Below are 24,937 nucleotides of genomic sequence, written 5' to 3' on the forward strand. Positions count from 1 at the left end.
TAACTTGAACGAACGACCAAAATAAGGCAAGATGAATTTCATGACCCTGAAAAACGCAGAAAAACCAAGGCAAAGGGCACCGTCCAAGCGGTCTTTGGAAACCAAGGCACGGATCATGGATGCGGCCGAGATCGTCTTTGCCGAACGGGGATTCGAAGGGGCGTCCATCCGGGATATTGCTGCTTTGGCCGGGGTTCAGATCGGCCTCGTGCACCATCACGGCGGTGGCAAGGAAGAGCTGTTTTATCGCACCGTCGCGCGCCGGGCGCAGGAATTGGCGCAGCTTCGGATCGACGCACTGAACCGGGCTGGTTCACCAGGTCCACTGACGCTGCGCAGCATTCTGGACAGCTTTATCCGCCCTTATGTGGAACTGGCCGAAACGGGTGGCCCGGGGTGGATGGCTTATGGGCGGCTGGTGGCGCACGTATCGGTCGACCCCCGGTGGCGCGATATCGCTGCTGAGTGTTTCGACCCGACGGCCCAGCATTTCATCGCCGAGATTGCCGCGCTTTACCCGGATGTCGATCCGGCTGTGTTGGCCAGCGGTCAGGTCTATTCCGTTTCGGCCATGCTGGCCCACCTCAACAGCGGCTGGCGGGTCGAGGCGCTGTCAAAAGGCGGTGATCTGTCCGGCACCGAACGTCTGGTCGATTTCTGTGCCGCCGGAATCGACGCGATGGTTCGATCCGGTCGCGCCTGAGCGTTCTTCGTGGGGGAATCTGTGGAATCCGTGAACGGTGGTAACAAACTCACCGCTCTGACTGCATATATTCGACCAAAAGCTTGCTGAATACGGACGGAGGCGACGTTCGCACGGCGCCCGGCGAGGCAAAAAACCCGTACATGACAATCAGAAGGATCACGGCAATACCGGCAATACAGGCTGCCGAGAGGTGAAGAACGAAACGAGCCATTGTGAAAACCCCTGTTCTGAAAACCGCGATCAAGAGATGTGCGAAGCGTCAGCCGGACTGGGCCAGCTGTTGCTTCAGCCGTTCATTTTCTGCCTGTAACTGCGCCAGTTGCTGCCCCAGATTGTTCAGATGCGGGCGCAGTTCAGCCTCGGTGAAGCGCGGGGTGATGTGTCGCGGGCAGTTCCAGTCCAGCGCCTCGACACGAATGATCACCGCCCGTTCGGCCGGAGCCGCGGCATCTTCGGGATAGAGGCTGGTGGCTGCCGCTTCGCCTTCCGTGAACTCGACGCGCCCAAGGATTTTCAGGCGGCGTTGATTGGCATAGTCCATCAGGATCATCGCGATCCGATCATTACCGTCCAGATTCCCGCGCGAGATATACTGTTTGTTGCCCGAAAAATCTGCATAGCCGATGGTCTGCGGCCCCAGCACCCTCAGAAACCCAACCGGGCCTCCGCGATACTGCACATAGGGCCAGCCGGTTTCGGACACCGTGGATTGATAGAACCCGTCCCGTGCCTGAATGAACTCTTTTTCAGGCTCGCCGATCAGATGACCTTGCTGCGGGCCACCTTCGATGAACTTGGCATAGGTTTTGGCCGATCCCATCCGCTCCTGATGGGCGCGGACGGCGGGGGTGAAGGTCAGTTCGGAAAAGGCGCGGGGCATGGTATGTCCTTTCAAAGACCCAAATCAGACAGCCCGGGATGGTCCTCGGGGCGTTCACCCAGGGGCCAGTGGAACAGGCGGTCGGTTTCGGCAATGGGCAGATCGTTCAGCGAGGCATGGCGATGCGACATGCGGCCGTCCTCTGCAAACTCCCAGTTCTCGTTACCGTATGAGCGGAACCACTGCCCGCTATCGTCATGCCATTCATAGGCATAGCGCACGGCGATGCGGTTTCCGGCAAAGGCCCAAAGCTCCTTGATCAGTCGATAGTCCAGCTCCTTCCGCCATTTGCGGGTCAAGAAAGCGTGGATATCAGCGTGCCCGGACAGAAATTCAGCCCGGTTTCGCCACTGACTGTCGTCGGAATAGGCGGGCGTCACGCGGTCGGGATCGCGGCTGTTCCAGGCATTTTCGGCCATGCGCACTTTTTGAACTGCGGTTTCATGCGTGAACGGAGGCAAAGGAGGGCGAGACATTGTGCAGAAGCTTTCAGGTGATTGAGGCAGCAAGCAGGGCCATGGTCAAAAGGAACGGGATGTACTGAGGCGGGAAAAGGCTGGCGTGACGTTTCATCAGTCAAGTCCTTTGGTGTACTGATCGGTAAACTCTTGTTCTAAAAGTGTACCGATCTGTTAACCTTTGCAAGGGCGAATTTGAACTAAATCAGTCTTTGAATTTGGGGATCTGCGAAAGTTAAATTAAAACAGCACCTTGACTTGTGACCATTGTACTTTGCCTATCGGGTACAATATGTACAGAACGGTACACCATGGAGCCGAATCATGCGCCCCAACAAACGGGATGAACTGGTCAGCAAGGCCCTGAAGGTCTTTTATCGCGATGGGTTTCACGCGACCGGCATGGACAAGCTGGTGGCGGAAACGGGCGTGTCAAAGACGTCGATGTACAAGCATTTCCGCACCAAGGAAGACCTGATCGTCGCCGCGCTTCGGCTGCGGGATGAAAACTTTCGCGCTTGGTTCTTTCAACGCGTTGGCGAGATGGCTCAAACACCGGCCGAGCAGATCATCGCCAGTTTTGACGCCCTGAAAGAATGGTTCGAAGAGGACGGTTTCCGGGGCTGCATGTTTATCAAGGCCGGGGCCGAGTACCAGGATGCAGATCATCCCATCCATGTACTGGCCGCCGAACACAAACAGCTTCTGTTGGAACATTTCACTTCTGTTGCCGAACAGGCCGGTGCGCGGAATCCTCAGAAACTCGCCAGTCAGATCGTGTTGCTGCAGGAAGGGGCGATCGTGTCTGCCGTCCTGCTCAAGAACTGCGACCCGGCCGAAGACGCCAAGGACGCGGCGAAACACCTGTTGGCCTCGGCGCTGGCCTAAGCCCGCCCAAACAAACAGGTTCTTTTGGTAATCTCAGGGAAGGAACGCAGCGTTGTTCACCTGCGGGACGCGGCGTCACATGCATTGGCTTGAATCGACCTGAGCGCTAGCCTTTCAGGAAAGACTGATTGGAGAGCGTGCGATGTCACTTTTCACTTCCACCGCGGCCTGGGTCACCGACGAACACCGCATGTTTGCCGACATGGCGGGCCGGTTCATGGATGACGAACTGTCGCCCAACATCGAAACCTGGGTCGAAAACGGCGTCGTGGATCGCGATTTCTGGAACAAAGCGGGTGAGACGGGCCTTATGGCAGGCGCGATCCCCGAGGAATATGGCGGTGTCGGCGGCGGCATGGGTTTTGACGCCATCACCGCCTACGAACAGGGCGCGCGTGGAGATGCCGGTTGGGGCTATGGCATTCAGTCGATCGTGACCCATTACCTCACCGCTTATGGCAGCGACGACCAAAAGCGGAAATGGCTGCCCAAACTGGCCTCGGGCGAGATGGTGGGCGCGCTGGCGATGACCGAACCCAGCACCGGATCAGACGTGCAGGCGGTGCGGACCACGGCCGAGAAAGACGGAAACTCCTACCGGCTGAATGGCTCGAAAATCTTTATCACCAATGGGCAGAGTGCGGATCTGATCATTGTGGCCGCCAAGACGGACAAGTCCGAGGGCGCGCGTGGCGTGTCCTTGATCGTGGTGGAAACCGACGGGGCCGAAGGCTTTCGCCGGGGGCGCAACCTGAAGAAATTGGGCATGAAGGGCAACGACACCGCCGAGCTGTTTTTCGAAGACGTCAAGGTGCCGATGATGAACCTGTTGGGGGCCGAGGAAGGGCAGGGGTTCTATCAGTTGATGAAGCAGTTACCCTGGGAACGGCTGAGCATCGCTATCATGGCGCTGGGCGCGATTGACTTCGCCATCGGTGAGACGGTGAAATACGTGCAGGAGCGCAAGGCCTTCGGGCAGCGCGTCATGGATTTTCAGAACACCCGGTTCAAGTTGGCGGAATGCAAGACCAAGGCCGAGGTTCTGCGCAGTTTCATCAACGATTGTATCGGCAAGCTGGAAGCGGGTGAGCTGGACCCGGCTACCGCCTCGATGGCGAAGTACTGGGGATCCGAGGTGCAGAACGAGATCATGCATGAATGCCTGCAACTGTTCGGCGGCTATGGGTTCATGATGGAATATCCGATTGCGCGTCTTTATGCGGATGCGCGGGTGCAGATGATCTACGGCGGCACCAATGAAGTCATGAAAGAGCTGATCGCCCGGTCGCTCGACGTCTGAATGCATCCGGGCGGCCTCCCGCCCGTCGTCATCATTCCTGACGGAATGCCTCCTCCGGTTGGGCCCGGCAGGCCCTGGCAAAGCCCGCGCCTGCGGGGTCTTTTTCGTCGCGCCCACGTGTATAAATGGTCGCTTGCAAAGGGGTGTTTTCGGTATGATGATCCGCCGAAAAGACGTAGAGGTCCCACGTGAACGATCCCGAACATGCCCTGTGGCGGACGACCTGCACCGAAGTGGTCACGGCACCACCCCTGACCGCGGACACCAATGTTGATCTGGCTGTCATCGGTGGCGGCTATACCGGATGCTCGGCGGCGTTGACGGCAGCCCGTGCCGGTGCCTCGGTTTGTCTGCTGGAAGCGCAGGAGATCGGGTATGGCGGCTCAGGGCGCAATGCGGGTCTGGTCAACGCCGGGTTGTGGCTGCCACCAGACGACATCCGCGCGCATATCGGTAGGGACGCCGGAGACCGCCTGATCGACCTGCTGGCCAAGGCCCCGTCGGACGTCTTTTCCCTGATCGAAGAATACAGCATCGCATGCGCGCCTGTGCGCAACGGAACCCTTCATTGCGCGCATTCCGCCTCGGGGTTGAGGGACTTGCAGACACGCCATGAACAACTGAGTGGGGCTGGTGCGCCGGTTGAGTTGATATCGGCTCAGGTAACACGTGACAGGACCGGCAGCGATGCCTTTCATGGTGCCTTGTTCGATCCGCGTGCGGGCACCATTCAACCACTGGCCTATGCGACGGGCTTGGCGCGTGCAGCCTCTCAGGCCGGGGCGCAAATACATGCGAAAAGCCCGGTTCAGTCGATGCAGCATCAGGGCGGTCAGTGGATACTGATGACACCGGGTGGGACGGTTCGGGCCAAATCGGTCATTCAGGCGACGAACGCCTATCATCTTGCATTGCCGGAGTCCGCGCCTGCCTATGTGCCGGTCTATTACTTCCAGTATGCAACGGCCCCGCTGTCCCACAATCTGCGCGCCAGCATCCTGCCGCAGGCAGAGGGGTGCTGGGATACCGGATTGATCATGACGTCGTTTCGACTGGATCAGGCGGGGCGGATGATCATTGGCGGCATGGGTGATCTCGGACATGCGGGTCGAAGCGCGCACACCGCCTGGGTTCGGCGCAAGCTGGCCGAGCTTTATCCGCAACTGGCCGACCAGCCGTTTGAACAGGGGTGGCACGGTCGGATCGCGATGACGTCGGACCATATTCCGAAGATTACACAGATTGGCCCCAACGCCTTGGCCGCCCATGGTTATTCCGGTCGCGGCATCGGCCCGGGCACGGTTTTCGGGCGCATGATGGCCGAAAGCCTTCTGGCGGATGATCTCTCTCTTTTGCCGGTTCCCGCCGTGGTTGAGTATCGCGAAAGCTGGACGCGCCTGCGCCGCGCCTATTTCGAATCCGGCGCGGCGCTGACACATCTGGTAAAGGCGCGGTTCTGAGGTCAGACAGACCGGGTGATGCCACCATCCACCCGGATGTTCTGCCCGGTGATGTAGCCGCCACCGTCGGAGGCCAGCAGGGCCACGACCGAGGCGATCTCGTCATAGCTGCGCCCATAGCGCCCCATCGGAATACGGCTGCGGAACTCTTCCTTCTCGGGCAAGCTGTCGATGAAGCCCGGCAGGACGTTGTTCATGCGGATATTCTCGGCGGCATATTTGTCCGAGAATAGCTTGGTGAAGGCAGCCAGACCGGCCCGGAACACGCCAGAGGTCGGAAAAACCGGATCAGGCTCGAACGCCGCAAAGGTCGAGATATTGATGATCGACCCGCCCCCCTGCGCCTGCATGATCGGCGTCACCAGCCGCGTCGGACGGACCGCGTTCATGAAATAGACATCCATGCCGGTGTGCCAATCCTCATCCGTCAGTTCAAGGATCGGGGCACGAGGGCCGTGACCGGCAGAATTGACCAGAACGTCAATACGCCCCCAATGGGCCATCGCGGCATCGACAAGCTTCTGCAAATCTTGCGCGGACTGGTTCGAGCCGGTGACGCCGACGCCGCCCAGATCATGGGCCAAAGCTTCGCCTTTGCCCGAGGCCGACAGAATGCCAACTTTGAACCCGTCTGCCGCCAACCTGCGTGCGGAATCCGCACCCATGCCGCTGCCGCCGGCTGTGATAAGAGCTACTTTTTCCATCTGACATCTCCGTTTCCACTTGTTCCCAAGATGGCGATCAAGGCCCCGTTTGACCAATCAGTTCTGCTGGTCCTATGCTGTAGAAAATCTACAGGATCATGCCATGGCCGCCCTTCCACCCCTGAATGCGTTGCGGGCTTTTGAAGCCGCCGCGCGGCATCTGAACTTTCGGCTGGCTGCCGAGGAACTGGGCGTGACACAAGGCGCTGTTGCCCAGCAAGTGCGCGGGCTTGAGGCGCGATTGGATGAGGTCCTGTTCGACCGCCTGCCGCGTGGCTTGCGGTTGACCGAAGCCGGGCGCCGGTTTCACGCGCCTTTGCGCCGGGCCTTCAGGTTGATCGAAGAGGCCGTGGAAGACCTTTCTCCGGACCGTCGGATCACATTGTCAGTCACGCCAAGCTTTGCCTCAAAGTGGCTGGTGTCGCGATTGTCGGGGTTCACCGACTTGCATCCGGATATCTCGGTTCAGGTGGATGCGCGCGAACGTTTGGCGGACTTCAACTCGGATGGCGTGGATCTGGCAGTCAGACAGGGCAGAGCGCCTTTTGGGTCTGATCTGGATGCAACGCCATTGTTTTCGACCGAATTCATCCCGGTGTGCAGCCCCGCAATCGCCGCGCAGGTGGACGATCCATCTGACCTTCTGGGGCAGGTGCTGCTGAACGACACCCACGGGCTGTGGCCCCTGTTTCTTGAGAGGGTGGGTGTAAGCGGCAAGCCCCGGATGATGAGCTTCAGCCAGACCAGTCTTGCGATTGATGCCGCCCTCTCGGGGCAGGGGATCGCACTGGCCAATGCCCCACTGGTCGCGCCCGAGGTTGCATCGGGCCATCTGGTCCAGCCGCTTGACGATGTCTTGATCGAAGATCTGGGGTTTTACGTTGTCGCGCCCCGCAAGCCGCGACAGCCGCAACTGGTCGAGATCATGCGCAACTGGCTGTTGTCTCAGGTCTGAAGGGTGGCTGCGATGGTCTCGATCCGGGCGCGCAACCAGCGGTGTGCCGGGTCATTTGCCGATCGCTGGTGCCAGACCATGTAGATCGAGACGGGCGCGCATTCGAAAGGCAGCGGAGCACAATCCAACGCGTTCAACGGACCCTGTTTCATCAGCTCGGTGTCGGTCGAAATCAGGTCGCTGCCCAGCACAAAGGCGGGGATCGCGTTGAAATGCGGTAAGGTAACAACCGCTGGCCTGATCTGGCTTTGATCAACGCCGCGCATCACCGCGCGGGCGTTGCGGCCATCGGCAAAGCGCACCTCGACATGCGCGCTGTCGCAATAATCCTGCCAACTTTCTGGTGGTTTACGTTGCGCGGCGTCATAGAACACCATCAGCGGGCTGGTCATCAGGCGTTTCTGAAAGATATCCGGGCCGTCCGGCGGCAACGGGGTCAGCATCAACTGACACCGGTCGCTTCGCAACAGATCAGGATCCGGCACGCCCGAGGGGATGAATTCCAACCGAAGACGCGCGCCTTCAGCGCGGGTTTCGCGAAGGAGTTGCGGAAAGATCAACTCGCGCGGCATGTCATTGGTGGCGATGCGGATGTCGATCTGTTCAGACAACGGGTCGAACGGTCGCCCTTCGGTCAATGCGCGCATTCCATCCAGCACCTTTTGCGCAGGTTCCTTCAGAGACAGGGCGCGCTCGGTCGGGGTCAGGCCCTGACCGGAACGAACAAACAGAGGATCGCCCAGCACCTGCCGCAACTTGGCCAGCGTATGGCTGATCGCCGACTGCGTGACCCCCAGCCGGTCCGCTGCTTTCGAGACCGAGCTTTCCTCGAGTATGGTCAGAAACGTGCGCAGGACCTTGCCGTCGAGGTCGGTGAAATCGATTTTGCTCATACCGTTTATGATTAGGCATGAATGGATTTGCTGTCCATGGCGGGCTAGGTGACGGATAGCAACAGGAGGCACGCGATGGGGATCCGCTTTTTCTCGGATAAGAACCGGCCCGTTCACATGGGTCGCTACCCGCTGGAGCGTTTGGCCCGGCGGGATGACCTGCCCGACCTGTCGCTTGCGCCTGCCATGGCCGACCTGAGCTTCCACCGAACGGACCAGCCAGACAGCATCGTCAACGCGATGGGCGAGTTTCAGGCGATGATGGACGCCATTCGCGACGGGTTGGTGAACCCGGTTGCGTCAGAGATTCCGTCAGACCCGCGGGAACGCGCCAACCATCTGAAAGCATTCGGGTATTTCAACGACGCGTCGATGATGGGCTGCGGACCCTTACCGTCGGATGCGTTGTTGGCAGAACCGCGTCGCAACCCGGACATCGACCGGCTTGCCCTTGCCTTGCGCACCCGACAAACCAAAACGCTGGCTTCGGGCATCGACGTCATCATGGCCGACCTGAAAGACAGTATGGAGGCCGCGCCCAAGCCGATTGACAGTCATCGTCACAGCATTGTCTTCCTCTACGAACACAACCGCGACCCAGACCCGTCTGAGCCCGGTGCAGATTGGATCAACGACGCGCAGGACCATCGCGCTTGCCTGTTGGCGACCGAGAATGCTGTGGTCATCGCCAACTATATTCGTTTGCTGGGTTTTGACGCACGTGCGCATAGCATGATGTCCTCCGAAGTTGATCTGAGCAAGCTGGCGGTAGCTGCAGGGCTGGCTTCGGTCGAAGAGGGCGAGATTGCCGTGCCGTGGCTGGGCACACGGTTTGGTCTGGCCGCCGTGACGACCGAGATGCCGATTGCCCATGACCAACCGCTTCAGCCCATGGCGCAACAACCGTGGTTCCGGACGCAAGGGCCGGCATGGTGGTTGGGAGCGGGCTTTGCAAAGAACGCCCTCAACCGCGATCCCTATGCCAAGCGGCGCTATGTGGACGGGGCTCATCCGTTTGAGAAACTCAAGCGGGTCGAAAGCCCGACCACCTATATCGACGAAGAGAACGTTGCCCGCGTGCCAAAACGCGCCGACATGTTCGCCCGCGCCCAGTTCGGAGATATGGGCAAGTCGCTGCAGGATGCCGCGAAGGGAGGGTACTATGTCCGCAAGGCTGCGCCCAGCTTTGCCCAGAGGCGCGCCTTGGGAGCCTTCGTTCTGCTGCAGGACGGCGAAAGCGCTGACACACCCAAGCCAACTGATGCCCAACGCAATGCAGCGAATATCAAGGCCGCGACCTATTTTCTGGGGGTCGATGCGGTGGGTCTCAGCCGTTGCCCGAATTGGGCCTGGTACTCTCACGATGCGACCGGCGAAGAGATCGTGCCGCCCCATGATCAGGCCATCAGCATGATCATCGATCAGGGCTATGAGACCATGGAAGGTGCCAGTGGTGACGACTGGATCAGCGTCGCCCAATCCATGCGCGCTTATCTGCGGTTTTCCCTGCTGGGCGGAGTGATTGCCCAGCAGATCCGCAACCTCGGCCACAAGGCCAAGGCGCATACGGTGATGGATGGCGAGGTGCTGCAACCTCCGCTTTTGTTGCTGTCCGGTCTGGGTGAGGTCAGCCGGATCGGCGAGGTCATCCTGAACCCTTATCTCGGCCCGCGCCTGAAGTCCGGGGCCGTGACCACCGATATGCCGATGGAGCATGACAAGCCGATTGACTTCGGCCTGCAAAGCTTTTGCGAGGCTTGCAACAAGTGCGCACGCGAGTGCCCCTCGGGGGCGATCACCGCCGGGCCGAAGCTGATGTTCAACGGCTATGAAATCTGGAAATCCGACAGTCAGAAATGCGCAACCTACCGCGTGACAACGCCGGGTGGCGCGATGTGCGGGCGGTGCATGAAAACCTGCCCGTGGAACCTCGAAGGCATCTTCAAGGAACGCCCCTTCCGCTGGGCTGCGATGAACATTCCGTCTGCCGCGTCTGCACTGGCCAAGCTGGACGACGCGGCTGGAAATGGCGGCCTGAACGACATCAAGAAATGGTGGTGGGATATCGAACTACAGCCTGACGGCGCATACCGCCCCACAACCCATCCGCTGAACCGACGCGATCTGCAAAGGGATCTGGACCTGAAGTACGAGGATCAGACACTGGCCGTCTATCCCGCCTATCTGGCCCCGCACCCCTGGCCCTACCCCTTTGCCATGGATCGTGAGGCCGGGATTGCTGCCTACGAGGCCATGGTGACCGCCGATGAGTACAAGGCGCGCAAGGCAAGCGGGGATGTGTCGATCATCCACCGTTATCAAATCGCCGGTGATGCGCCGGTGATGCGGGTCGCCGTGACCAAGGTCGACAAGATGACTGCAGATGTAACGAAGTATGAATTCTCATCGCTGGACGGTGCGCCCCTGCCGGGATGGACAGCGGGCGCACATCTGGACGTATTGGTCGCACCGGAATTTCTGCGGCAATATTCCATGTCCGGTGACCCGTCAGACCGGGAGACTTATCAGATCGGGGTCCTGCGCGAAGATGAAGGGCGCGGCGGGTCGGCCCTGTTGCATCGTATCTTCAACGAAGGGCGCAAGGTCTTCATCTCGAAACCGATCAACCATTTCGAATTGGATGAGACGGCCACCAAGACCATTCTGATGGGCGGCGGCATCGGCATCACCCCGATGATCGCCTTTGCCCACCGCCTGCATGCGCTGGGCCGGGAGTTCGAGCTGCACTATTCGGCCAGCACGCGGGACGGGGCGGGGTATCTGGAGGATTTGGCCGCCATGCCCTGGGCAGACCGCGTTCATTACCATTTCTCGGATGAAGGAACCCGCGCCGATCTGGATGTGATCCTGTCTGGCTATCAGAACGGATGGCATGTCTATACCTGCGGACCGGATCGCTACATGGACGGGGTGATGCAGGCAGCAGAACGGCAGGGCTTTCCCGAAGAGGCGCGGCATCTGGAATATTTCTCGGTTCCCGAAACGCCCGAATACGAAAACCATCCGTTCAGCCTGAAGCTTGCGCGTTCAGGAAAAACACTGCCCGTGCCGGCAGAAAAGGACGCGGCACAGGTTCTGAACGAAGCTGGTATTCACGTGGATGTGAAATGCGCCGATGGCATCTGCGGCGTGTGTAAATGCGGTGTCATATCGGGCGAGGTCGAACACAGGGATTTCGTTTTGTCCCGAAAACAGCGTGAAGGGGCCATGATCCTGTGCCAAAGCCGCGCGGCCAAAGTGGATGGCGTGATCGAAATCGATCTCTGAACCCTGCCTATAAGCGACATCTGGAATTTAAAATTTGGTCGCTCGGCCCATGGACGCCGGGCAAGGGGTGAATTAACGTCGCCCCGAACCCAGATATCCCTGATCAACAGGTACGAGGTAGCTTCATGGATTATCACAGCCCCGCCAGCTTTGCCGAAGCCTCGGCTCTGGCCGCGAACGCGACGGGCATCACGCGGTTTCTGGCCGGCGGCACCGATGTGTTGGTGCAGCTGCGCTCGGATCTGGTGACGCCCGATACGCTGATCGACATCAAGAAAATCAATGGCGTACGCGACATCACCCGTAATGCCGACGGCAGTTGGACACTGGGCGTCGCGGCAACCGGCGCCGAGATGAGCGAACACCCCGAGCTGGGCCGCGACTGGCCCGGTGTGGTCGAGGCGATGGACCTGATCGGATCGACCCAGGTGCAGGGGCGCGCGACGCTGACGGGCAACCTGTGCAACGGCTCTCCGGCGGCTGATTCCGTGCCCGCCATGGTCGCGGCTGGCGTCACCGTCACGGTCACCGGGCCCGATGGCACGCGCGAGGTTGCGGTTGAATGCATTCCGACCGGACCCGGCAAGACGTCACTGGCCAAGGGAGAGCTGATCTCGGCGGTCAATATCCCTGTGCGCGGGGAAAACGGGGGCGACGCTTACCTGCGCTTCATTCCGAGGACTGAGATGGACATTGCCGTTGTCGGCGTGGGCGTGAACCTGCGTCTGGATGGTGACACGATCACCGAAGCCCGCGTGTCGCTGGGCGCTGTGGCCCCGACGGTTCTGCTGGTCGAAGATGCGGCCCGCGCCATTATCGGCACCACGCTGGACGACGCCGCGCTGGATGCGCTGGCCGCCGCAGCCTCTGCCGCGTGCAACCCGATCGACGACAAACGCGGCACCATCGAATTCCGCACCGAGGTCGCCGGCGTTCTGGCCAAGCGCGCCGCGAAAATCGCCTATGCCCGTGCGAAGGGAGAGCAAGCATGAGCAAGTTCCACGTATCCACCACCGTTAACGGAGACGCGGTCGAGTATCTCTGCGATCCGCGCGAAACCCTGCTGGATTGTCTGCGCGACAAGCTGAACCTGACCGGCGCGAAAGAAGGCTGCGGCACCGGCGATTGCGGCGCGTGTTCGGTTTCGGTCGACGGCCGTCTGGTCTGTTCCTGCCTGATGCTTGGGGTCGAAGCCGAAGGCAAACAGATCGAAACCGTCGAAGGCATTGCCGACGGCGACGTTCTGCATCCGCTGCAGAAGAAGATGATTGAATACGCCGCCTTGCAATGCGGTATCTGCACCCCGGGAATTCTGGTGGCGGCAAAATCTCTGCTGGAAAAGAACCCGAACCCGACCGAAGAAGAGACGCGGTATTGGCTGGCGGGCAACCTGTGCCGCTGTACCGGATATGACAAGATCATTCGCGCCGTGATGGATACGGCGGCCGAAATGCGGGAGGCGTCGTAATGGCTCTGGACGATCGTAAATCAGATTTCACTTTTGTTGGCACGCGCCCCAACCGTCCTGATGGACTGGACAAGGTGACAGGTCGCGCCAAATTCGGCGCGGATATTTCGGCACCAGGCATGTTGCACGGCGCGATCCTGCGCTCACCCCACGCCCATGCACGGATCGTGAAGATCGACGCGTCGAAAGCCGAGGCACATAAGGACGTCAAAGCCGTCGTGACCCGTGCGGATTTCGCCGAGTTGCCGTTCAAGCCGGGACTTGAGGGCGAGTTCTGGAACGTGCTGGAAAACGTCATGGCAGGCGAGAAAGCGCTCTATGACGGTCACGCAGTGGCGGCAGTCGCAGCGACCTCTGCCCTGGCGGCCCGTGACGCGCTGAAATTGATCGAAGTCGAATATGAAGTTCTGCCCCACGTCACCGATGTGGACAAGGCGATGGCTCCCGACGCGCCGGTCATTCGCGAAGGGGCGGCGGATTATTCCGTCCCCGAAGGGATGCACCCCAACGTCGTGCGTTATCACGAGAGCGGCCATGGCGATGTCGAGGCAGGCTTTGCCGAGGCCGATCTGGTCATCGAAGACAGCTTTGTGACCGAAGCAACGCACCAGGGCTATATCGAACCCCACGCCTGTCTCGGATCTTTGGGCAGTGACGGCAAGGGTGAGCTTTGGTGCTGCACGCAAGGCCATTGGTATGCACAGAAATACTGTGCTGCGCTGGTCGGAATTGAGACAGCGCAGCTTCGTGTGACCGCTTCGGAAATCGGTGGCGGATTCGGTGGCAAGACGACCGTTTTCATCGAACCCGTTGCGCTGGCGCTGAGCCGTAAGGCCAACCGTCCCGTCAAGATCGTGATGAGCCGTTCCGAGGTATTCCGCTCGACCGGTCCGACCTCTTCCGCTTCGATGGATGTCAAAATCGGCATGAAGAAGGATGGCACGATCACTGCGGCCGAAGGCATCTTCCGTTTGCAGGGTGGTGCCTTTCCGGGTGCGCCCGGAGACATGACCGCCATGTGTGCCTTTGCGCCTTACAACCTGACCAATGTGCGTCAGGTGGGGTATGACGTGTTGGCCAACCGTCCGAAACAGGCCGCTTATCGCGCACCTGGCGCACCCATGGGGGCGTTTGCAGTGGAATCCGTGCTGGATGAGCTGTGCAAGAAGCTGGGCCTTGATCCGGTAGAGGTTCGCCTCAAGAACGCGGCATACGAAGGCACGAAAGCCAACTATGGCCCGCGTTACGAGCGTATTGGTCTGGTTGAAACGCTCGAGGCCGCCAAGGCGCATCCACATTACTCGGCCCCGCTGAAACCGGGGCAAGGGCGTGGGATTTCCTGCGGCTTCTGGTTCAATCACGGCGGTGAGACCAGCGTGTCGCTGGCCCTGTCCGAGGACGGTTCGGCGCAAGTGATGGTTGGCACACCCGACATCGGCGGCTCGCGGGCGTCGATGGCGCTGATGGCGGCCGAGGTGCTGGGCATTCCCTACGAGAACATCCGCGTCACTGTCGCCGATACAGCGACGCTGGGCTACAACGATGTTAGCCATGGCTCGCGCGTGACCTATGCCAGCGGTCTGGCGACCATCAAGGCGGCCAATCATGCGGTTGAAAAGCTGTGCGGACGCGCAGCGGCCAAATGGGGAATCCCCGTCGATGCCGTGAAGTGGGAAAACGGTTGCGCTGTGCCTTCGGGCCCCAACGCGGGCGATTTCGACCCGATGCCACTGGCCGATATCACCGCCGATATGGGCTCGACCGGCGGTCCGATCTCGGGCCATTTCGAAGCCACCCCCGAAGGTGCTGGCGTGTCCTTTGGCACCCACATCGTCGATGCCGAGGTCGACCCGGAAACCGGGAAAACCAGCGTCACGCGTTATACGGTCATTCAGGACGCAGGCAAGGCGATCCACCCGACTTACGTCGAAGGCCAGTACCAAGGCGGTGCCGCTCAAGGCATCGGCTGGGCGCTGAACGAGGAATATATCTATGGCGAAGACGGTCGCCTGCAGAACTCGATCTTCCTCGACTATCGCATCCCGGTCGCCAGCGACCTGCCGATGATCGACACGGTGATCGTCGAAGTGCCCAATCCAGGCCACCCGTTCGGTGTGCGGGGCGTGGGGGAAACCGGCATCGTGCCGCCTCTGGCCGCCATCGCCAACGCTGTGTCTCGTGCGGCGGGTGTGCGGATGAAGCAACTGCCGATGTCCCCGCCGCGCATTCTTGCGGCGTTGAAGGACAATGGTTGAGGTGCACCTCTGGTCCAGCCTCCGGTCTCTGACCGGGGGCCGGCAGGTGGTCGAGGTTCAGGCCAAGACCACCGGTGAATTGCTGAAAGAACTGGTGCGGGCGCATCCGCAGCTTCAGGCGCCTATCGATGCGGGGGTCTCCATCGCCATCGACGGGCGCGTCATCGCCACCGGGCTGACCGAGCCGATCCCCGAAGGCAGCGAAGTCTATCTGATGCAGCGGCTGCGGGGCGGTTAAGCGTCAGGCGACCACGGCGTGCGCCCGACCATGCGGTCGGCTTCGGCGGTGATATCGTTCATGTGGTTCTCAAGGCTTTGGCGCAGCGCTTCGAATTCCTCTTCGCTTGCTTTGCGCGGGACCGCTTCGGTCCATTCTCGGCACAGAAACACACCCTCGTTGCGCCAGGGGCGGGGCATCAGCAGACGGTCCCATGTGCCCGCCTCACGCCCGTGTTTGGCGGAAAAAGTGATACCGAACACCCGTTTGCCCGAGGTGCGCGCCCACACCAGCGGCACGGTCGACAAAACCCGCTCGGGCCCGCGCGGTCCATCGGCGGCGATGCCGATGGAAATGCCCTGCTTCATCTTGCCCAGCACTTCGCGCGACAGGGCCACATGCCGCTTGTGGCTGGACATGGCGATCGTATCCATGCCGAACAGTTTTTGCACCCGGCCCACCATGCTGCCTGCCCGCGCGGACGAGGTGATTGAACAGATGCGGGCCTTGTCCAGCGGAAAGAAATAGGGTGACTGCGCCAGCCGCTGGTGCCACAGCACCACGATCACCGGTTCACCCTGTTCGGCCAGCTGATCCAGCTCTTCATACCCGATACGTTGCCAGCGCGTGTTGCGGTTGACCAATCGAATATAACTGGCGATCCGACGTGCCACCCAGTTCAGCACGGCTTCGCTGTCTGCGATCTTCTTTCGGAGGTTCACACGGGGTTCCTTTTTCTGCCCGGACCTTGTCTTAGCGCACTGCACATTTTGCGCAACTTGTTTGTCGGATCAGATAGTGGAGTAGATTCTGAAAAAGCCTCTTGAGTCCGCCGCGCGGCTGGCATATCTGGGGGCTCACTAAAGGGGTATAGCTCAGTTGGTAGAGCGACGGTCTCCAAAACCGTAGGTCGCGGGTTCGAACCCTGCTGCCCCTGCCAAAACATCCGACAATTTTACGCATCATCAGCCGTTAATGGTTCGAAGATTCGCGGTCGCGCAGGAAAAGCCTGTGAATCTGGCCTCAATCTTCATCCAGCGCAGTAGTTGAAATCCAATACTATCCGGCAATTGGTGCAATTCCGCCGGAAAATGCAGCCAGAAGCGGTGCAGACAACGCAAAACCTGCTCGCAGGATGTCTCCTGTACCTTCAGAAAGACCGTGCGATGATCTCCACTCACTCACGTCAAAGGTTTCGCTGGTTTTGTTGCGGTTTGCCCTTTCGGCAAGGTTTTTGACCCTGCTTTCCAGAATAAAGGCAACCGGCAGAAAGTAGCTCAGCATCAACAGGCAAAAATATGTCCCGGTAAAAAGTGCAGATGCCGAGACGAGCGAATTGTACGAAGACTTACCTGCTTCTGACACCAAAGGCATCGGCCAATACATCCAACTGGCTGCGAAAAACATACCAGAAGTCAGGATAAGACTGGACAGATACAACTGATGCCGCGTGCGGCGCAAGTTGCGGGCCAACTCTTCGGACGCCTCTTCAATGTCGTCGGTGTCACGCGATGCCAAACACAGAACCATTCCCACAATCAGAGACCCGACAGCGAGACCTGCCAGGGCGTTTACAATGTCCAGAATGCGCCGGAACAGTGAAAAGACCGGAATCTCACCGCATCTGCCCAACAGCCAATAGTCGTCAGAAGACTGGCAGTAGGGAAGCGAGCCTCGGGAAAGAGCGGTTTCAAAAACGTTCTTACCGACTTGATGATAGATTTGCGGCGTGCTGCCGGTTGCGTACTGCTGAATTGTCGGTATGACCGCCAGCATTGTGATCGCGAGAACAATCAGGACCGATATTATTTTCGTATTTCTTTCCAATGGGTTCGCTAAGTTCCGGATTAAAGCTGCAACGGGCAACAGGGCGAGCGCTGCAAAGAACCAAGCCGCGGAAAGAAACCTGTATCTGCCCACCGCCTCCATCCATTCTGATCCGTCGCCGAGAATGGTCACTGGAACGTCGGCACCCATTCCAATCATGTGCTTTTGAACAACTTCATGGATCACGAAAACGCAAACCGGTGACAGCACGATGAAGAAGTAGCGTAATTCTAATTGACGTTTGTGCAGGGTGGACCTCACCAGTTATTGGAAATTCTGGTCCCAGACTATCACAGATGACGGGTGCTCGTATAATTCAATAACTTAGTCGTGGCACGGTGGGTTAGCTCTGATCTCCGTCACACGGCAATCCGCTGAGGCGGACAAAAAGCAGGCTATGTTCCTGACCTTGGGCGCGGTATCGATGATTTCTGACAGTCCAAGTTTTTATGGTCGACAAAGACGTTTCTTCGAGGTGTTGGCAAAGTTGAGCTTGAGGCTCAGCAACGCGTATGCTCAAAAGCTCTGAGATTATGTTTAAGTCAAAAGCTATTGGGAGCAAAAAAGGGGAGGGCATTTTGCGCGATACTTGGGATGCAATCAATCTTGATGAATTTGTAGCTGAATGCGACGCGTTGGGAGGGATTTCCACGCCTCAAGCACGGGAAGCTGTGCGCAATTTTCAGTTCAAGCCTCAAGCAAAAGTTGATGTAACGCTCGATCCATTTAGCGAAGCCTATTTCCAGCAACAGCTTGAGGTCTATGCCGAGATTTCCGGCCGCGCTTTGGACCAGGCTTCCGGTGAGGTGTACCCTTTCGATGTCGACGCACGATTGAACACGGCCAACCCCTATGGCGTGAACGATATTGCCTTTATTTCAAAACACAGCCGCACGGTTCTGACCGCGCTGATGCTTGCAAATCCGGCACCTGGTGCGCGGGTGCTGGATATGGGGGCGGGCTGGGGGCTGAGTTCGGAAGTAATGGCCTTTGCCGGTGCAGAAGTGACCGCTGTCGATATCAATCCGGATTCGGTGGAACTGATCAATCGCCGGAGCGCCCGTTCCGGATTGCCAATTACTGCCATTCAGGGAAACTTCGATACCGTCGAACCGGGAAGCGATTTTGACATCGCGATTTTCTACGAATGTCTCCATCACGCGGTTCGCCCGGTTGACACCCTCAAGCGGGTGGCGGGGTTTTTGGGTCCAAAGGGCCGCATCGTATTTGCCGGTGAGCCAATCAATACCCTCTGGTGGCCCAATTGGGGTATGCGGCTGGACGCTGAATCCGTTTATGCCATGCGCAAATTCGGCTGGTTCGAAAGTGGCTGGTCAGCAGATTTCATTTGCGAGTGTATTCGCCAGGCTGGCTTTGAACCAACCATGATACCGGGTGTCGGGATAGATGGTGGCGATGTTTGCGTGGCGTCTCGCAAGGGAGTGAAAGAAACACAGGCAGATACCGCGGCCTCGTTGTCACTGGCGCAACCGTCGCAGTTCAACAATGTGGCTGAGGCGGAAAGAGAAGTGCTTCAGCTACAGGCCAAACTGGCCAAAGCCACATCCGATCTGCAACACGCCAGGCGCTATCCATGGAAGTACCTTCGTCAAGCTTTTCGAATGCGCAGATGAGGGCTGAGCGCCTAAAGCACTGGTCAACGCCCCGACGCTTTTGATTGATCAGGTCTGCCCCTGCAACAGGTCACCGCCCGCAAGCGTTGGGCGAGTGTTCGATTAGGTCAACAGCGCCAGATCACCGATGTTTGTCTTGTGCCGGGTCGGCATTGTTTTGGCCGGATGGCCGTCGATCGTCAGGGCAAGGTCCTGGTAAAATCCGGCGCTGTCGAACCACCAGCGATGCGATCTCATCAAGGTGCGCTGCCCCTTCGGTACGTCCTTGTTGTATTGATGGTCACAAAAAATGTCCCAGTGCCCTTTCGAGGTCAGCTTGGGCATCCCGACGCGGCCTGCGCGCTGCCGTCCGCCATGCACGACCCCTCCGGCCAGGGCCAGAACCTTGTCCTTGCGGCTGTAGTAATTGGTAAACCGCTTGCTGCGCTTTTTCAGGACAAGATCGCCCCAGGCGCCTTTCTCCAGCCACTCTGCATCGATATCACCCGACGCGAACATGACCTGATCCGCCGACCAGATCTTGTTGCCCGGTCCCGCCGAATCTCCGAAATCCGAGAACGCGCGCAGCACCAGCAACGACCCCATCGAATGCGCGATAAGGTGAACCTTGGGTTTCGGAGACATCCCCAACAGCGGTAAAATCCCATCCCCAACCAGATGCGGGGCCACCGCCTTGGCATCGGACCGGTCCGAGTCATAGGTGTGAACCGATCCGTCGCTGGGCCAGTCAAACGCAACGACGGCCCCCTGATACCCGTTGGCCCTGAGATTGCTTTCGATTTTCCCCAGCCGGTCCAGCATGCCCTTCTGGCTGGTGTTGAACCCGTGAACGTAGATTAAAACGGCCGTGTCTCCGCCCTCCTGACGCACCAGATCCAGCCATTTCGCCTGCTTGACGATGCTGCCTTTGCGAATTTTACCACCCGGGCTTTGGTGGGTGATGTGCACATATCTGGTCTTTGCGGCTGGCTTCAGAGTGAATTTCTTCTTCTTCGCGTTATAGGTGCGGCGGGAAAAAAACAGGGCCATTTCACAAACTCCATTCTTATCAATCCGTAAAATGTGCCATGAACCGGCGTTTTCACAAAGCGCTATCTCCCGACGTCTCCGGCACCCTTCGAAGACAGCGGGTTTGCGCGACAGTTGCACAGAGGGGCGTGCAGACGGCCAATGCCTGTTTCCTCTGCCGACCGAATGCCCTAGTGTCCGTTGCAAACGAACACACGCACGAGGGCCCATGTCGCGTTTCGATGGATATTTCCTGCGGCAATTGCTGATACTGTTTGGCTTTTTCACCCTGGTGCTGGTCGGCGTGTTCTGGATCACCCGATCCGTCAGCCTGTTTGACAGGGTCATCAGCGGCGGTCAGTCGGCGATTGTGTTTCTGGAATTCACGGCGCTGACCCTGCCGACCCTGATCCGAACGGTCATGCCCATGGCTGTGTTCGCCGCCGCCGTTTACGCCACCAACCGCCTGAGCCGCGAAAGTGAGCTGACGGTGATGTTGGCGACCGGCTCCAGCCCCCGGCGGCTGTCCCGGGCCGTTGCCCTGTTCGGTATCATCACCGGGCTGATGATGGCGGTTATCAGCGTGTTTCTGCGCCCGGCATCGGTGGAACAGCTCGAGTTCCGGCAGGCAGAGGTCGCGGGGGATGTCACCGCGCAACTGCTGAACGAAGGCGAGTTCCTTCACCCCGCCGAAGGTGTCACGGTCTACATCGGTGGTATCGATCTGGACGGCACCCTCCACGAAGTGTTTGTCTCGGACCGGCGCGATTCCGAAAACGCGGTCAGCTATTCCAGCGTCACGGCTTATCTGGTCAATAACGAGTTGGGTATCCACCTTGTGATGGTGGACGGGGTCGCCCTGCGTCTGAACCAGGACGGCAAGGTGTTGTCGTCGACTTTGTTCCAGGATGCCTCCTACGACATCTCGGAGTTGACCAACACAAGCCCGATCGCCCGCCGCAGCCTTGAAGCTATTCCAACCGCAGAGCTGATCCGCAACCGCGAAACGATTTCCGCAGCGGAAGGGTATAGCCAGGGGCAGCTGATTGAAGAACTGCACCAGCGGTTTTCGTGGATCGCCATCTGCATTGCCGTGGCGCTGGCCGGGTATTCGACCCTGATGCTGGGCAGTTTTTCGCGCTTTGGGCTGTGGCCGCAGATACTGGGCGCATTCACCATCCTCGTGCTGCTCGAAGGTGTGCGGGGGTTTGTGTCCCCCGTGGTGATTGATGACCCGAAGCTTTGGTTCCTGCTGTACCTGCCCGCAATCATGGGCGTGCTGATCTCGGGCGTCTTTCTGCTTATCGCCGGTCGTCCGCTGCTGCGCAAACGTCCGCGGGAACCGCAGACCATGCCGACACCGGTCTGATCTCAGGCGCGAAGTTCCGCCAGACAGCTGCGAATGTCGTCGAACTCCTCGTGATCCCCGCGCGCGACCAGATACATTGGCAGCGGCAGGCTGACACTGTCCTCGACCCGCACCAGCGCGCCCGAAGCCAGCTGTTCAGAGATGACGTAATCGGGGAAATAGCCACATCCGCCCCGTTGCAGGACATAGCGCAGCGCCATCATGCAATTGCCCAGAAACAAGGTCTGACCTGATGCCCGACGCGCAGCCGATCTGACGTGATCCTGATAGATCTCGCCCAGTTCAAGATTGACGAAGACCAGATCATCTTCTGCCAATGCCGCCTGCGGCGTCCGGACGAAAGACAACAGCTCTGGTTCCAGCTCGTGCCAGATAACGCGCCGGTCTGATGGTCTTTCATGCGTGATCGCCGCGTCCAGCACGTGGGTTGCCACAGCTTCGACCATGTTCAGATCGTGATCGTAATTCAGTGTCAGCAGAAGCTTGCCAAAGCGCTGCTCAAACCGAACGGCCAGATCCACCAGCAACGGGTCCCAAATGCTCAGCTGACCGCCCAGACGCAGCGCCGGGCGGTTCTGGGCCTGCAACGGCAAGTCGCGCGAGGCAAAGGACCAAAGGGACAACATTTGTTCCGCATAGGGTCTGAACTGCCTGCCAAACTCGGTCAGCGTCGTCCCCCCTGCGCCGCGCGTGAACAGCGCCCTGCCGGTTTCCTCTTCGATCAGACGAATGCGCGCGCTGACGGCCGTTTGGGTGACGTTCAGTTTGCGGGCAGCGGCATGAAAGCCGCCCGTTTCGGCCACGCAGAGAAAAGTTTCAAGTGCCTTGGTTTGCATATCGAAAGTATTTTTTGATCGATCCGATAAAATCAATTCATTTTTTTTGCAGGGTAGATTCAGAGTATCCTGAACTCAAGGAAACCCGCCAAAGGACCACGCAATGCTGGACAAAAGCCACAAACCCACCTGGACCAGTTTTGAACAGGCCACCAAGGCCGACTGGGATGCCGTCATGGAGTATGAAGAGGCTTACAATGCCGCCCTGCCGGATCGTATTCTGGATGCGATCCGGTCGCTCGATGAAGAATGGACGCCTTATCCGGTGAACCGCTATCAGCACAGCCTGCAAGCCGCCACGCGCGCCTATGAAGACGGCGCGGATGAAGAACTGGTGGTCGCAGCCCTGATCCATGACACCGGCGATATCCTGTCGCCCTATAACCATGGTGAGCTTTCAGCGGCGATGATGAAGCCCTATGTCAGCGAGAAAACCTATTGGATTCTGAAACACCACTGTGTGTTCCAAGGGTATTACTACAACCATCACCTCGGCGGTGATCGCAACGCCCGCGACAAGTATCGCGACAGCCCCTATTGGGAGGACTGCCGCTATTTCTGCCATGAATACGATCAGAAAGCGTTCGACCCGGACTACCCGACCAAACCGCTGGAGTTCTTCGAGCCGATGCTGCGCCGAGTCTTGAACAAGGGCGAAGGCCACATGGAACTCAATGAGACGTCCGAGGGTTAACAGGCCGCCATCAGGCGGTAGACAATCTGCGCGGCAGTGAAGTCCCAGGCGGCATTGCCGTCCGGCGCAAGTTCAACCACGTCGAAGCCCACGCATTTGCGGCCTTTCAAGGCGTGCTCGACCAGCCGCAGTGCCTGATAATAACCCAGGCCACCGGGCACAGGTGTTCCGGTGGCAGGCATCTGCGACGGGTCCAGGCCGTCGACGTCAAAACTGACATAGACCAGCTCGGGGAAATCCTCGGGCAGGTCGACGGCGTGGATATTGCCGGTGACAAGGTCTTCGGCGTCGACGTGGAAGACGTGGTTTTTCAGACGACTCTTGGCTTCTTCGGTGGAAAAGGCCCGAACGCCGAACTGGGCCAGCCGGATGCCTTCCTCGGCCAGCAGGTGCATGACCGACGCGTGCGAGTGTTTCTCGCCTTGATAGGCATTGCGCAGGTCGGCATGCGCGTCGATCTGGACGATACCAATGGGTTGGTTCAAGGCGCGAGCAACACCCATCACAGCGCCGTAGCTGAGCGAGTGTTCGCCCCCCAATGTCACGGGCAACTTGCCCGCGCGCACGGCGGCTTCGGTGCGCTGGGCGAGGCGTTCCATGATGTCAGGCAGGGCGGCGTCGCAATCGATAGGGTCCTCGGTGAAGATGCCCTCGACACAAGGCTCGGCGTGACCGGTGATGCGTTCCAACTCATTGCTGGCCTCGATGATTGCCTCGGGGCCTTTCGCTGTACCTGACCCATAGGACACGGTGCGTTCCAGCGGCACGGGGATCACGCGAAAACGGGCGTCCTCGCTGCGCTCGGCTGCCGTCAGTTCACTGTCGAGGAAAATGCTCATGAGAGTCTCTCTTTGAAGTCGTCATAGCCGAACTGTCTGATGATCTTCAGCTCGTCCGTTTCGCTGTTCCACAGCGCGATGGTCGGCAGGGGCACGCCGTTGAACGTGTTGGTCTTGACCATCGAATAATGCGCCTGATCGAGGAAGGCAAAGCGCTGACCGATCTCCAGCGGTTGCTCCCATGTGTAATCGCCGATCACATCGCCGGCCAGACAGGACGGCCCGCCCAGTCGGTAGGTGTGGCCCGCCTCGGCCTCATCCATCAGGGCGGGGCGGTAGGGGGCCTCGATCACGTCGGGCATGTGGCAGGTGGCCGAGATATCGGTGATCGCAAGGTTCATGCCGTTGACCGGCAGGTCGAGGATTTCCCCGACCAGAATACCAGCGTCCAGTGCCACCGCTTCACCGGGTTCGAGATAGACGTCGATGCCGTATGTTTCTCGGATGGACTGGATGAACTGGACCAGCCCGTCGCGGTCATAGTCGTCGCGAGTGATGTGGTGGCCACCGCCGAAATTCAGCCATTTGAGCTGACCCGTGAACGGGGCGAGCTTGGGCTCCACGGCTTGCCATGTGCGTTGCAAAGGTTCGAAACCCTGTTCGCAAAGCGTATGCATATGCAGGCCATCGACACCGTTCAGTGCGTCTGCGGTCAACTGACTGACCGGAGTTCCCAGCCGCGAACACGGCGCGCAGGGGTCGTATTTGGCAACCTCGCCCTCGGAATGTTCCGGGTTGATGCGCAGACCGACCTGAACGCCCGCAGCCTGTGCCTTGGTCAGAAACCGGTCCTTTTGCGCTGGCGAGTTGAAAATGATGTGGTCGGACAGAGACAGGATTTCATCGATATCGGCGTCCTTGTACCCGGCGCAGAAGGTGGCGACCTCGCCGCCATATTCCTCGCGGCCCAGACGCGCCTCATAGATGCCGCTGGCGCAGGTGCCGCCGAGGTGCTGGCGGACCAGCGGGGCCAGCGAGAACATCGAAAACGCTTTGAGCGCGCTGAGCACATGCGCACCGGACCGGGTTCCGACATCGGCGAGTACGCGCAGGTTGCGCTCGACGGCCTTTTCATCGACGACGAAGCAGGGGGAGGGGACACGGCTCAGGTCGAAGCTGCGGAAGGCTCCGGCGTCGCCGGCTTGGGTTGTCATCATGTCGGACATGTCCGGCGTCTCCGATTGGTGAAGAGGCCGGGGGCGCTGCCCCCGGACCTCCGAGGTAGTTCTGAACAGAAGCAGGTCTGGAGGTCAGAATT

At 59.4% G+C, this 24,937-nt stretch carries 24 protein-coding genes and 1 tRNA gene; 14 read left to right on the top strand and 11 right to left on the bottom strand.

Annotation, left to right across the window (positions count from 1 at the left end):
* The first annotated feature begins 40 nt into the window (after window positions 1–40).
* Window positions 41–703: a TetR/AcrR family transcriptional regulator gene (locus ACR0LF_RS13730; protein ID WP_480578925.1), complete on the top strand. Its 663-nt coding sequence runs from the start codon at window positions 41–43 to the stop codon at window positions 701–703.
* A 49-nt stretch (window positions 704–752) separates the two neighbouring features.
* Here the strand turns inward: ACR0LF_RS13730 and ACR0LF_RS13735 are convergent, their stop codons facing one another.
* Genes ACR0LF_RS13735 through ACR0LF_RS13745 form a run of 3 tightly spaced genes read right to left on the bottom strand, consistent with a single transcriptional unit; the run spans window position 753 to window position 2,062 of the window.
* Window positions 753–917, bottom strand: a complete 165-nt coding sequence (locus tag ACR0LF_RS13735) for a hypothetical protein (RefSeq protein ID WP_480578927.1) — start codon at window positions 915–917, stop codon at window positions 753–755.
* A 48-nt stretch (window positions 918–965) separates the two neighbouring features.
* The gene (locus ACR0LF_RS13740) at window positions 966–1,586 is read right to left on the bottom strand and encodes a pyridoxamine 5'-phosphate oxidase family protein (RefSeq protein ID WP_480578929.1); all 621 of its coding nucleotides are present in this window, start codon (window positions 1,584–1,586) and stop codon (window positions 966–968) included.
* An 11-nt stretch (window positions 1,587–1,597) separates the two neighbouring features.
* Window positions 1,598–2,062, bottom strand: a complete 465-nt coding sequence (locus ACR0LF_RS13745; RefSeq protein WP_480578931.1) for a nuclear transport factor 2 family protein — start codon at window positions 2,060–2,062, stop codon at window positions 1,598–1,600.
* A gap of 306 nt (window positions 2,063–2,368) precedes the next feature.
* Between ACR0LF_RS13745 and ACR0LF_RS13750 the strand changes: the two genes are divergently transcribed.
* The 3 genes from ACR0LF_RS13750 (at window position 2,369) to ACR0LF_RS13760 (ending at window position 5,692) form a co-directional block, all read left to right on the top strand.
* Entirely contained in the window at window positions 2,369–2,932 is a 564-nt protein-coding gene (locus ACR0LF_RS13750) for a TetR/AcrR family transcriptional regulator (RefSeq protein WP_480578934.1), read from the top strand.
* Window positions 2,933–3,074: 142 nt separating this feature from the next.
* The gene (locus ACR0LF_RS13755) at window positions 3,075–4,232 is read left to right on the top strand and encodes an acyl-CoA dehydrogenase family protein (RefSeq protein WP_480578936.1); all 1,158 of its coding nucleotides are present in this window, start codon (window positions 3,075–3,077) and stop codon (window positions 4,230–4,232) included.
* A gap of 188 nt (window positions 4,233–4,420) precedes the next feature.
* On the top strand, window positions 4,421–5,692 hold the full coding sequence (locus ACR0LF_RS13760) for an NAD(P)/FAD-dependent oxidoreductase (protein ID WP_480578938.1): 1,272 nt from the start codon (window positions 4,421–4,423) through the stop codon (window positions 5,690–5,692).
* 2 nt (window positions 5,693–5,694) lie between these two features.
* Here the strand turns inward: ACR0LF_RS13760 and ACR0LF_RS13765 are convergent, their stop codons facing one another.
* Entirely contained in the window at window positions 5,695–6,396 is a 702-nt protein-coding gene (locus ACR0LF_RS13765) for an SDR family oxidoreductase (protein ID WP_480578941.1), read from the bottom strand.
* Window positions 6,397–6,499: 103 nt separating this feature from the next.
* Here ACR0LF_RS13765 and ACR0LF_RS13770 point away from each other — a divergent pair, with 103 nt between their 5' ends.
* Window positions 6,500–7,351 (top strand): LysR substrate-binding domain-containing protein, encoded by an 852-nt coding sequence (locus ACR0LF_RS13770; RefSeq protein ID WP_480578943.1) that lies wholly within the window; start codon window positions 6,500–6,502, stop codon window positions 7,349–7,351.
* Here ACR0LF_RS13770 and ACR0LF_RS13775 read toward each other — a convergent pair.
* Window positions 7,342–8,244 (bottom strand): LysR family transcriptional regulator, encoded by a 903-nt coding sequence (locus tag ACR0LF_RS13775; protein WP_480578946.1) that lies wholly within the window; start codon window positions 8,242–8,244, stop codon window positions 7,342–7,344. The two genes, ACR0LF_RS13770 and ACR0LF_RS13775, sit on opposite strands and share 10 nt — an antisense overlap.
* 75 nt (window positions 8,245–8,319) lie before the next feature.
* Between ACR0LF_RS13775 and ACR0LF_RS13780 the strand changes: the two genes are divergently transcribed.
* The 5 genes from ACR0LF_RS13780 (at window position 8,320) to ACR0LF_RS13800 (ending at window position 15,493) form a co-directional block, all read left to right on the top strand.
* Window positions 8,320–11,532 (top strand): reductive dehalogenase, encoded by a 3,213-nt coding sequence (locus tag ACR0LF_RS13780; protein WP_480578948.1) that lies wholly within the window; start codon window positions 8,320–8,322, stop codon window positions 11,530–11,532.
* A gap of 125 nt (window positions 11,533–11,657) precedes the next feature.
* The gene (locus ACR0LF_RS13785; protein ID WP_480578950.1) at window positions 11,658–12,524 is read left to right on the top strand and encodes an FAD binding domain-containing protein; all 867 of its coding nucleotides are present in this window, start codon (window positions 11,658–11,660) and stop codon (window positions 12,522–12,524) included.
* Window positions 12,521–13,000 (top strand): (2Fe-2S)-binding protein, encoded by a 480-nt coding sequence (locus ACR0LF_RS13790; RefSeq protein WP_170408211.1) that lies wholly within the window; start codon window positions 12,521–12,523, stop codon window positions 12,998–13,000. Before ACR0LF_RS13785 ends, ACR0LF_RS13790 begins: the two co-directional genes overlap by 4 nt.
* Entirely contained in the window at window positions 13,000–15,255 is a 2,256-nt protein-coding gene (locus tag ACR0LF_RS13795; RefSeq protein WP_480578953.1) for a xanthine dehydrogenase family protein molybdopterin-binding subunit, read from the top strand. The genes ACR0LF_RS13790 and ACR0LF_RS13795 overlap by 1 nt, the downstream gene beginning before the upstream one ends.
* Complete coding sequence (locus ACR0LF_RS13800) at window positions 15,248–15,493, top strand: MoaD/ThiS family protein (RefSeq protein ID WP_480578956.1); 246 nt, start codon at window positions 15,248–15,250, stop codon at window positions 15,491–15,493. Before ACR0LF_RS13795 ends, ACR0LF_RS13800 begins: the two co-directional genes overlap by 8 nt.
* On the opposite strand, the gene ACR0LF_RS13805 is transcribed toward ACR0LF_RS13800, so the two are convergent.
* Window positions 15,490–16,194: a lysophospholipid acyltransferase family protein gene (locus ACR0LF_RS13805; protein WP_480578958.1), complete on the bottom strand. Its 705-nt coding sequence runs from the start codon at window positions 16,192–16,194 to the stop codon at window positions 15,490–15,492. The genes ACR0LF_RS13800 and ACR0LF_RS13805 overlap by 4 nt on opposite strands.
* 142 nt (window positions 16,195–16,336) lie before the next feature.
* On the opposite strand from ACR0LF_RS13805, the gene ACR0LF_RS13810 reads away from it, so the two are divergent.
* Window positions 16,337–16,412 (top strand) — tRNA-Trp (locus ACR0LF_RS13810).
* A 119-nt stretch (window positions 16,413–16,531) separates the two neighbouring features.
* On the opposite strand, the gene ACR0LF_RS13815 is transcribed toward ACR0LF_RS13810, so the two are convergent.
* The gene (locus ACR0LF_RS13815; protein WP_480856395.1) at window positions 16,532–17,248 is read right to left on the bottom strand and encodes a hypothetical protein; all 717 of its coding nucleotides are present in this window, start codon (window positions 17,246–17,248) and stop codon (window positions 16,532–16,534) included.
* Window positions 17,249–17,811: 563 nt separating this feature from the next.
* Between ACR0LF_RS13815 and ACR0LF_RS13820 the strand changes: the two genes are divergently transcribed.
* On the top strand, window positions 17,812–18,933 hold the full coding sequence (locus tag ACR0LF_RS13820) for a class I SAM-dependent methyltransferase (RefSeq protein WP_480627499.1): 1,122 nt from the start codon (window positions 17,812–17,814) through the stop codon (window positions 18,931–18,933).
* Between the two features lie 102 nt (window positions 18,934–19,035).
* Here the strand turns inward: ACR0LF_RS13820 and ACR0LF_RS13825 are convergent, their stop codons facing one another.
* The gene (locus ACR0LF_RS13825; protein WP_480578964.1) at window positions 19,036–19,962 is read right to left on the bottom strand and encodes an alpha/beta hydrolase; all 927 of its coding nucleotides are present in this window, start codon (window positions 19,960–19,962) and stop codon (window positions 19,036–19,038) included.
* Window positions 19,963–20,170: 208 nt separating this feature from the next.
* Between ACR0LF_RS13825 and lptF the strand changes: the two genes are divergently transcribed.
* A complete protein-coding gene (gene lptF / locus ACR0LF_RS13830; RefSeq protein WP_480578966.1) occupies window positions 20,171–21,310 on the top strand; it encodes an LPS export ABC transporter permease LptF in 1,140 nt (379 codons plus the stop codon).
* A 2-nt stretch (window positions 21,311–21,312) separates the two neighbouring features.
* On the opposite strand, the gene ACR0LF_RS13835 is transcribed toward lptF, so the two are convergent.
* Window positions 21,313–22,146 carry a LysR family transcriptional regulator gene (locus ACR0LF_RS13835; protein WP_480578969.1) on the bottom strand — a complete coding sequence of 278 codons (834 nt, stop codon included), beginning with the start codon at window positions 22,144–22,146 and terminating at the stop codon, window positions 21,313–21,315.
* Window positions 22,147–22,249: 103 nt separating this feature from the next.
* On the opposite strand from ACR0LF_RS13835, the gene ACR0LF_RS13840 reads away from it, so the two are divergent.
* Window positions 22,250–22,840, top strand: coding sequence for an HD domain-containing protein (locus ACR0LF_RS13840; RefSeq protein ID WP_480578971.1), 591 nt, complete (start codon window positions 22,250–22,252; stop codon window positions 22,838–22,840).
* Here the strand turns inward: ACR0LF_RS13840 and speB are convergent.
* Both speB and nspC read right to left on the bottom strand, forming a co-directional pair.
* Window positions 22,837–23,679 carry an agmatinase gene (gene speB / locus ACR0LF_RS13845; RefSeq protein WP_480578973.1) on the bottom strand — a complete coding sequence of 281 codons (843 nt, stop codon included), beginning with the start codon at window positions 23,677–23,679 and terminating at the stop codon, window positions 22,837–22,839. The genes ACR0LF_RS13840 and speB overlap by 4 nt on opposite strands.
* The gene (gene nspC / locus ACR0LF_RS13850) at window positions 23,676–24,845 is read right to left on the bottom strand and encodes a carboxynorspermidine decarboxylase (protein ID WP_480578976.1); all 1,170 of its coding nucleotides are present in this window, start codon (window positions 24,843–24,845) and stop codon (window positions 23,676–23,678) included. The genes speB and nspC overlap by 4 nt, the downstream gene beginning before the upstream one ends.
* Window positions 24,846–24,937 lie beyond the last annotated feature (92 nt).

Source organism: Ruegeria sp. E8 (assembly GCF_056533985.1).

Excerpts from the sequence above, each read along its gene's own strand:
- ACR0LF_RS13730 (WP_480578925.1), top strand. The coding sequence starts at position 41 with ATGACCCTGAAAAACGCAGAAAAACCAAGGCAAAGGGCACCGTCCAAG.
- ACR0LF_RS13735 (WP_480578927.1), bottom strand. The coding sequence starts at position 917 with ATGGCTCGTTTCGTTCTTCACCTCTCGGCAGCCTGTATTGCCGGTATT.
- ACR0LF_RS13740 (WP_480578929.1), bottom strand. The coding sequence starts at position 1,586 with ATGCCCCGCGCCTTTTCCGAACTGACCTTCACCCCCGCCGTCCGCGCC.
- ACR0LF_RS13745 (WP_480578931.1), bottom strand. The coding sequence starts at position 2,062 with ATGTCTCGCCCTCCTTTGCCTCCGTTCACGCATGAAACCGCAGTTCAA.
- ACR0LF_RS13750 (WP_480578934.1), top strand. The coding sequence starts at position 2,369 with ATGCGCCCCAACAAACGGGATGAACTGGTCAGCAAGGCCCTGAAGGTC.
- ACR0LF_RS13755 (WP_480578936.1), top strand. The coding sequence starts at position 3,075 with ATGTCACTTTTCACTTCCACCGCGGCCTGGGTCACCGACGAACACCGC.
- ACR0LF_RS13765 (WP_480578941.1), bottom strand. The coding sequence starts at position 6,396 with ATGGAAAAAGTAGCTCTTATCACAGCCGGCGGCAGCGGCATGGGTGCG.
- ACR0LF_RS13770 (WP_480578943.1), top strand. The coding sequence starts at position 6,500 with ATGGCCGCCCTTCCACCCCTGAATGCGTTGCGGGCTTTTGAAGCCGCC.
- ACR0LF_RS13775 (WP_480578946.1), bottom strand. The coding sequence starts at position 8,244 with ATGAGCAAAATCGATTTCACCGACCTCGACGGCAAGGTCCTGCGCACG.
- ACR0LF_RS13780 (WP_480578948.1), top strand. The coding sequence starts at position 8,320 with ATGGGGATCCGCTTTTTCTCGGATAAGAACCGGCCCGTTCACATGGGT.
- ACR0LF_RS13785 (WP_480578950.1), top strand. The coding sequence starts at position 11,658 with ATGGATTATCACAGCCCCGCCAGCTTTGCCGAAGCCTCGGCTCTGGCC.
- ACR0LF_RS13790 (WP_170408211.1), top strand. The coding sequence starts at position 12,521 with ATGAGCAAGTTCCACGTATCCACCACCGTTAACGGAGACGCGGTCGAG.
- ACR0LF_RS13795 (WP_480578953.1), top strand. The coding sequence starts at position 13,000 with ATGGCTCTGGACGATCGTAAATCAGATTTCACTTTTGTTGGCACGCGC.
- ACR0LF_RS13800 (WP_480578956.1), top strand. The coding sequence starts at position 15,248 with ATGGTTGAGGTGCACCTCTGGTCCAGCCTCCGGTCTCTGACCGGGGGC.
- ACR0LF_RS13815 (WP_480856395.1), bottom strand. The coding sequence starts at position 17,248 with ATGCTGGCGGTCATACCGACAATTCAGCAGTACGCAACCGGCAGCACG.
- ACR0LF_RS13820 (WP_480627499.1), top strand. The coding sequence starts at position 17,812 with ATGCTCAAAAGCTCTGAGATTATGTTTAAGTCAAAAGCTATTGGGAGC.
- ACR0LF_RS13825 (WP_480578964.1), bottom strand. The coding sequence starts at position 19,962 with ATGGCCCTGTTTTTTTCCCGCCGCACCTATAACGCGAAGAAGAAGAAA.
- lptF (WP_480578966.1), top strand. The coding sequence starts at position 20,171 with ATGTCGCGTTTCGATGGATATTTCCTGCGGCAATTGCTGATACTGTTT.
- ACR0LF_RS13835 (WP_480578969.1), bottom strand. The coding sequence starts at position 22,146 with ATGCAAACCAAGGCACTTGAAACTTTTCTCTGCGTGGCCGAAACGGGC.
- ACR0LF_RS13840 (WP_480578971.1), top strand. The coding sequence starts at position 22,250 with ATGCTGGACAAAAGCCACAAACCCACCTGGACCAGTTTTGAACAGGCC.
- speB (WP_480578973.1), bottom strand. The coding sequence starts at position 23,679 with ATGAGCATTTTCCTCGACAGTGAACTGACGGCAGCCGAGCGCAGCGAG.
- nspC (WP_480578976.1), bottom strand. The coding sequence starts at position 24,845 with ATGTCCGACATGATGACAACCCAAGCCGGCGACGCCGGAGCCTTCCGC.